Genomic DNA, 5,733 nt, shown 5'->3' on the forward strand with positions numbered 1-5,733 from the left:
TTGGTTATCTCTGGTTGTCAATCTGATCTCGCAGGTCAGCAGGGAATAAGCTGTTCTGTCACGTGAGGCAAGGGGCCAGGGGCGCCGCAATGCCGATCCCCAGCGATCAGGAGAGGGCACCAAAGGTGTGGGGACCACTCAGCGAGGATGTGCGTCGGACCTTGGAGTTGTTGTTGGCCGGGGATACCGACGTGGACCGGGCGTACCGGGCACAGCTACCACATGTGTGGATGAAGCCTGGATGTACATGCGGGTGTCCGACTGTGGACCTTCGAGTGGATCGGGACACCGTGGCGGCTGGGCCGGTGGTGGAGCGAAGTCCGGTCATAGCTGACGGAAGCATCCGGGGCGCCGACGGTCAGTACATCGGGGAGGCGATGATCTTCGCGTTCGGGGGGTACCTCTCGACCCTGGAGGTCTGCGTCTGGGAGGGCCTGGGAGTCCTGGAGCTACCTCTCTGCGAACGGTTGAGTATTTAGGGCCTTTCTTCCGGATCTATCCGCAGAACGGGTAGGTTCGATATTGGGTGTGCTCGGCGTCGAACGTCGTGCGAGCATCGCCGGATGACCGACGATGAGGAACTGTCCGTCGCCGACCTCGTCGGCAAGCGGCTGCTGCGGGTGACCACGGCCTGGCACCACCACGCTGAGGACGAGCCTTCACTGCTGCACCTGTGGCTGCACTTGGAGGGCCTGGGCCCGGTCCTGTTCCATACACCTGGGACAGGCCTGTCGCTGAGGACCGACCAGCCCCACGAGCCGTACTCAATGGAGCAAGATGGCCACGTCACGGTCACAAACGACTCGCCGAACGTTCCGGTGGCCCGGTTCGTCGGCCAGACGATCCGGTCAGTACGGGAGATCCGGTACCGGGGCGTCGGCATCGACTTCGCCGCCGGCCTCACGCTCCAGTTTCCCGGCGCAAGCATTCGTCTGCTCGCCTTGGACGACGATCTCCTCCTCGCTTGTGATCAGCACCTCGGCCCCGTCGAGGCAAGCCTTCACGAGGACGTGACCCTCGCCCGGGTCGTACAGACCTGCCACGGCTTCCCGTCCCAGTGGGACGCGTGGACAACAGGCGGCCAGTACCTCTACCTGCGCTACCGGCGCGGCGAGGGGAGCGTCGAACAGCATCCGAGCGAGGACACCGACGCGTGGGACGGCGCGGGATCCCGGCTCTGGACGACGTGGGACGATGGGACCGGCGGTGGCATCATCGACCTCGCGGACTTCCTGGCCATGGCCGGCCTGAGGCTGGCGCCGGAGGCCGAGATCTCAGGCACGAGCGGATGAGCGGTAACGAAACCACCCACCCTGCGGGCTCGTGACTCCGGCACGGCTACGTGGGTCGAACTGCTCTGTCTCGCATCATCTGCGCGATTCCAGCACGGGCTCCGGCCAGGTCGAGCTCGGACTCTTCGAGTTTGGACTGAGTCTTCTTCAGCTCCTTGAGTGCGGCTGATAGGCGTTCCTCAAGTTGGTGGTTGGCGGTCAGGAGCTCGTCCATCCTGGCCTTGAGGTCACCCGAGTCGGCCTGCTGAAGCTGTTGGCCGAGGTTGCGCCTGAGCACGTCCTTGAGCTTGTCGCGTTCTTCTCTCAGGCTGCGGATCTCCGTGCGGGCGAGTTCGAGATCGACGGCGAGGCTGGCCGAGCTCGCCGACCTTCCTCCGGACCTCTCCCGCGTGGCCGTGGACTCTTGACCTTTGCGCGCCTTGTCGATGTGCGCCTTGATCTCCGGCTGGTAGACCAGCCAGTTGGAGACACCGGCTGCCCGCGCGACGCCGAGCATCGTGATCTCCTGGCCGCTGGCGGCCATGCTGTCGACGGTGGCGAGAACCTTTGCCCGCTTCTGCTGGCTGTCACGTCGGCGCGCTTCGCGCAGGACGTCTCCGCGGCCTCGGGTGGTGGTCACTGGTCGGCTCCGGTGGGGTTGTGGCGGACGACGGTCAGCGGGAGGAGTTGCCGACCGGACGGTCCAGCATGCGGTGCGGCAAGGGTGGTGGCAGATGCGGCCCGAGACCGTCGGAGAAGTCTGGACGCTTCCTCGACCTCGCGTCGTTCGTCTTCCGGCAGCGTGGCCAGCATGTCCCTCATCGTGGTGACGACGTTGCTGTAGTCCCGGACCTCACCGTCCATCCCGTCGATGACGTACTGCTGGACGCCAGATGCCACGGCGATCTCCCGGCCTCCCTTGAGCCGGATGAGATGGTCCTCCAGTACGGGCAGGTACGAGGGATCGGCCTCGTAGGAGGGGCATCCGGCGCACTGGTATCTGATCGGGCAGGCGCTGCCGCCGGCCTTCACGTTCGTCGGCTCCTTGCAGTTGCCGAACGGGACAGCCACCGACCTGCGCTCGTACCCGAGAGCCGATCCGCCGGCCAGGGGCTTTCCGGACCGGTCGAGGAGATGGCGCCGTACGACGTCGGCGGCCTCACGCTTCCGCTTGAGTGAGACTTTGTAGTAGCCGCGGGTGACCTGCGCGTTCTCGTGGTCCATCAGCTCCATGAGCGTGTCGAGCGGTACACCTGCGTCCGCGTGGCGCTGACAGTAGGTGTGCCGGAAGGCGTACGGGTAGATCAGACTGCGGTCGAACGGTAGGGGCGTCCCGTCCTTGCCGTGGATCTCGGAGTTGATGACCGGGATGCTGTCGACCCACTGCCGGATAGCGGCGCCCAAGTTGGCCGGGCGCATACTCCGCTTGCCGCCCTGCTTGGGAGGGAAGAGGTGGGTTCCCTTTCCGGTGGGGTAACCGAGCTCATGCAGCCGTGCTCGCCATCGGAGGACGGCCTGGACCTCCTCATCGAAGATCGGGAGTCGGCGCCCGAGGCGCTTGGCCTTGAAGTTGTCCCAGATCAGCTGCCATTCGTCACCGTCCCGGTCCAGGCACTCGAACCGCGCTCCGGCGATCTCAGCGGGCCTGCGGCCGGTGTTCCTCATCAGGATGTAGGCAGTACGCAACATCAGCTGCACGTCCGCTTCGGCCATGCTGCCGTAGGTCACGCCCTGGCCGAGAAGGTCCACGTGTGCGTCGAGCTGGTCGATGACGGACTCGGGCAGGGCCTTGCCGATCTCGTCGTCGTCGGTCACGTCGACCTTGATCCGGTGGTGCTTGGCGTTCCGGGAGAAGGCAGCGGGCAGTTCGGCGAGGCGGCCGGTCATGCGTCCGAAGTCGAGGATCTCCGTGAAGTAGCGGAACATGTCTCGGCGGTTCTTGTCGCTGTACAGGGAGTCGTCGCCCTTGCGGAGCTGGTTGAACGTCTCGAAGACCGAGGTCATGTCGGCGAACCCGAGGTCTGCCATGGTGGTGCCGCCGCCACTGCGGTAGCTGAGGGTCCGGGAGGCGATCTCGCAGCTCCTGATCCGCGACCGGAGGTCCTGGATCTCGGGGGTGGTGGCTTGCGCCCACTCCATGACGGTGTCGCGGAGCCACTGTTGCCGGATCACCCCGAAGTCGACGGTGTGGTGGGCGGCGACGGAGCCGTTCTCGCTCTGCCGGGAGCGGATGCCTGCGGCGCGGGCATTCCACACCAGGCGGTCGGTCGGCTTGACCCCCTGGTGATCGAGCAGGGCCAGGCCCAGTTCCCGCTTGATGAAGCGCATCATGAGACTGCGGACGGTGCTGCTCTTCGGGCCGTCGGCATAGCCGTCGAGGGCGCTGACGAACGTGTCTTCCTCAAGGGCGATGCTCGACACACCGACCGCCTGCCGGACAGCGAAGCGGATCGGTTCCGGCTGCAGCGGCCGGCCGTCTGCGTCGCGGCGTTGGAGGGCGTAGAGGAACTCCAGCCGCACGGTATCGCTCAATGGGGCCAGGGAAAACTGGGCAAGGTTCATGTACGGGGCCTGACGCTCGGCCCAGACTGCCAGCTGGGACCGCTCGGACTTCTGCCCGCTGGCAGTCCAATTTCTCTTCCACTGACTGTGATGCGACCTGCACAGTCCGATCACGATGGACTCGTGGACGCACCCGCGGACGAGACAGTCGGCCTTCGGAGCCAGCGGCTTCTGACGAGCGCCCCATTCGTCCATGTCCAGGCATGGGTCGGCTCGTCGGTCCTCGGCCCACCGGTAGTAGTGCCTGTAGCAGCACCCGGCCGTGTAGGCCTCGCGCGGGCATGAGCCGCCGGCTGCCGTGCAGGAGGGCGAGCGATAGCCGCCGGCGGCGCGCTTGCGCTGCGGAGTGAACGTCGCGGCGAACGCGTCTGGGCCCATTCCGCTGACCTGGAGAGCTTCCCTGCAGATCACGCACCAGGTGGACTGGGTGAAGATCTGGCAGGCCATGGTCCGGCACTGCTTGATCGCGGTGGACGGGTTGTCCGGGTTTCCGGTGAACATCAGCAGGTTCGAATTCCATTCGCCTGGCCGCCAGTTGGGATCGATGGCCTCTCGGAGCCACGCGGTCCATCCGGCAAGAAGGGACTGCTGCTTCTCCGGTCGGGCGATGGGGAGTACGGCGTTGGCGAGGGTCATTTGGTCTTCCTGGCCTTCTGGATCTCGTTGACCCTCTGGGCGTGTTCGCGCATTTCCTTGTTGGTGATGTGCACGTAGGGCTTCATGGAGACTTCGGAGGCGTGGCCCGCGAGGTCCTGCGCGGTGTCGCGGGGCATGCCGTCCTTGATCCATCGGGTGATGGTTCCGTGGCGGACCATGTGCGGATGGGCTTCGAGGCCGGCTGCCTTGGCGAGGCGTTTGAACAACTCGTAGGTGCTCGGGTACTTCATCGGCTCGCCGAGAGGGGCCGCGAACAGGTTCACGAAGACCATGTCGGAACTCGCGGCCCGCGGTACTTCGTCGCGCTCGTACTGGTAGTCGGTGTAGAAGTTCACGGTGTCGGCGCCGATGGGGATCCAGCGGGGCTGTCGCGACTTGGCCAGCGCGCGGTTGGCGTTGGTCGGACGCCGGACGATGTGGATGTGCGGCCCGGGGATCTTGCAGCCGAGCATCGTGGAGTTGGGCAGGAGGTGCATGTCCTCACGCCTGAGTCCCAAGGCCTCGCCGATCCGGATTCCAGTTTCGCGGAGGAGGTCCAGCAGGAACTTGTCCCTGGCGTGGCAGGCGACGGCGATCATCCGGCCGACGTCCTCGTATACCAGCCACTCGAAGCCCGGTACGGCGACCGAGAACTTGATGGCCTTGGCCCGTACGGTGCGGTTCTGACCGTCTTCGCCGGGGTCGAGCCCCTCGGGCAGGTACACGAGGTACTTCGGCTGGGCCAGGATGTTGATGACGGTGTCGGGGACCAGGCCCCGCAGGGCCGACCAGCGCAGGAGCTCGCAGACGGTCCCGAGATGGGCGTTCGCGGTACCGGGTCGGCGGTGTCTCGGCTCGGGATCCGGGCGTCGTCCTCGCGGCGGCAGCGGCTCGTTCACCAGCCAACGCAGGTACCCGGAGAGGTTCTGCAGGCTCGGCCGGGTCCAGTCGATCCCCAGGGCCGCGGTGTAGGACAGGTACAGCGCGATGCGGCTTGCGTAGTTCCTCTCGGTGTTCACCGAGGCGTCCGCGGCGCGCAGGCCGTCGAGGTAGTCCACCGATGGCAGATGGAGCTGGAAGCCCTCGTCAATCACGACCCATCGTGACGTCCCATCCGCTGTAACTGCCCTCTCTGCTCGGAAGGCACGGTGAATGGGCGGCGATGTAGCTGACGTCACTGGAGTCCCTGCTGATACTCATTAGGCATGTGAGCATCAGCGTAGTTGGCTCACATGCCAGACGGTTGGGTAGAGCCAGAGATTAC

5 protein-coding genes are annotated in these 5,733 nt (G+C 65.7%); 2 read left to right on the forward strand and 3 right to left on the reverse strand.

The features are described from left to right. Positions 1–89 precede the first annotated feature (89 nt). The gene (locus tag ABT093_RS40310) at positions 90–479 is read left to right on the forward strand and encodes a hypothetical protein (RefSeq protein WP_350572488.1); all 390 of its coding nucleotides are present in this window, start codon (positions 90–92) and stop codon (positions 477–479) included. Positions 480–563: 84 nt separating this feature from the next. Then, positions 564–1,292 carry a hypothetical protein gene (locus tag ABT093_RS40315; RefSeq protein WP_350572489.1) on the forward strand — a complete coding sequence of 243 codons (729 nt, stop codon included), beginning with the start codon at positions 564–566 and terminating at the stop codon, positions 1,290–1,292. A gap of 46 nt (positions 1,293–1,338) precedes the next feature. On the opposite strand, the gene ABT093_RS40320 is transcribed toward ABT093_RS40315, so the two are convergent. Genes ABT093_RS40320 through ABT093_RS40330 form a run of 3 tightly spaced genes read right to left on the reverse strand, consistent with a single transcriptional unit; the run spans position 1,339 to position 5,563 of the window. Further along, positions 1,339–1,911, reverse strand: a complete 573-nt coding sequence (locus ABT093_RS40320; protein WP_350572490.1) for a DUF6262 family protein — start codon at positions 1,909–1,911, stop codon at positions 1,339–1,341. Beyond that, positions 1,908–4,469 (reverse strand): tyrosine-type recombinase/integrase, encoded by a 2,562-nt coding sequence (locus tag ABT093_RS40325; RefSeq protein WP_350572491.1) that lies wholly within the window; start codon positions 4,467–4,469, stop codon positions 1,908–1,910. The genes ABT093_RS40320 and ABT093_RS40325 overlap by 4 nt, the downstream gene beginning before the upstream one ends. Further along, on the reverse strand, positions 4,466–5,563 hold the full coding sequence (locus tag ABT093_RS40330) for a tyrosine-type recombinase/integrase (protein WP_350572492.1): 1,098 nt from the start codon (positions 5,561–5,563) through the stop codon (positions 4,466–4,468). The genes ABT093_RS40325 and ABT093_RS40330 overlap by 4 nt, the downstream gene beginning before the upstream one ends. Positions 5,564–5,733: the final 170 nt, after the last annotated feature.

Origin of the sequence: Kitasatospora sp. NPDC002551, from assembly GCF_040296005.1 — a bacterium.
Classification (GTDB): Bacteria; Actinomycetota; Actinomycetes; order Streptomycetales; family Streptomycetaceae; genus Kitasatospora.

What these genes read in the sequence shown, in the direction of transcription:
- ABT093_RS40310 (WP_350572488.1), top strand. Translation starts at nt 90, where the DNA reads ATGCCGATCCCCAGCGATCAGGAGAGGGCACCAAAGGTGTGGGGACCA.
- ABT093_RS40315 (WP_350572489.1), top strand. Translation starts at nt 564, where the DNA reads ATGACCGACGATGAGGAACTGTCCGTCGCCGACCTCGTCGGCAAGCGG.
- ABT093_RS40325 (WP_350572491.1), bottom strand. Translation starts at nt 4,469, where the DNA reads ATGACCCTCGCCAACGCCGTACTCCCCATCGCCCGACCGGAGAAGCAG.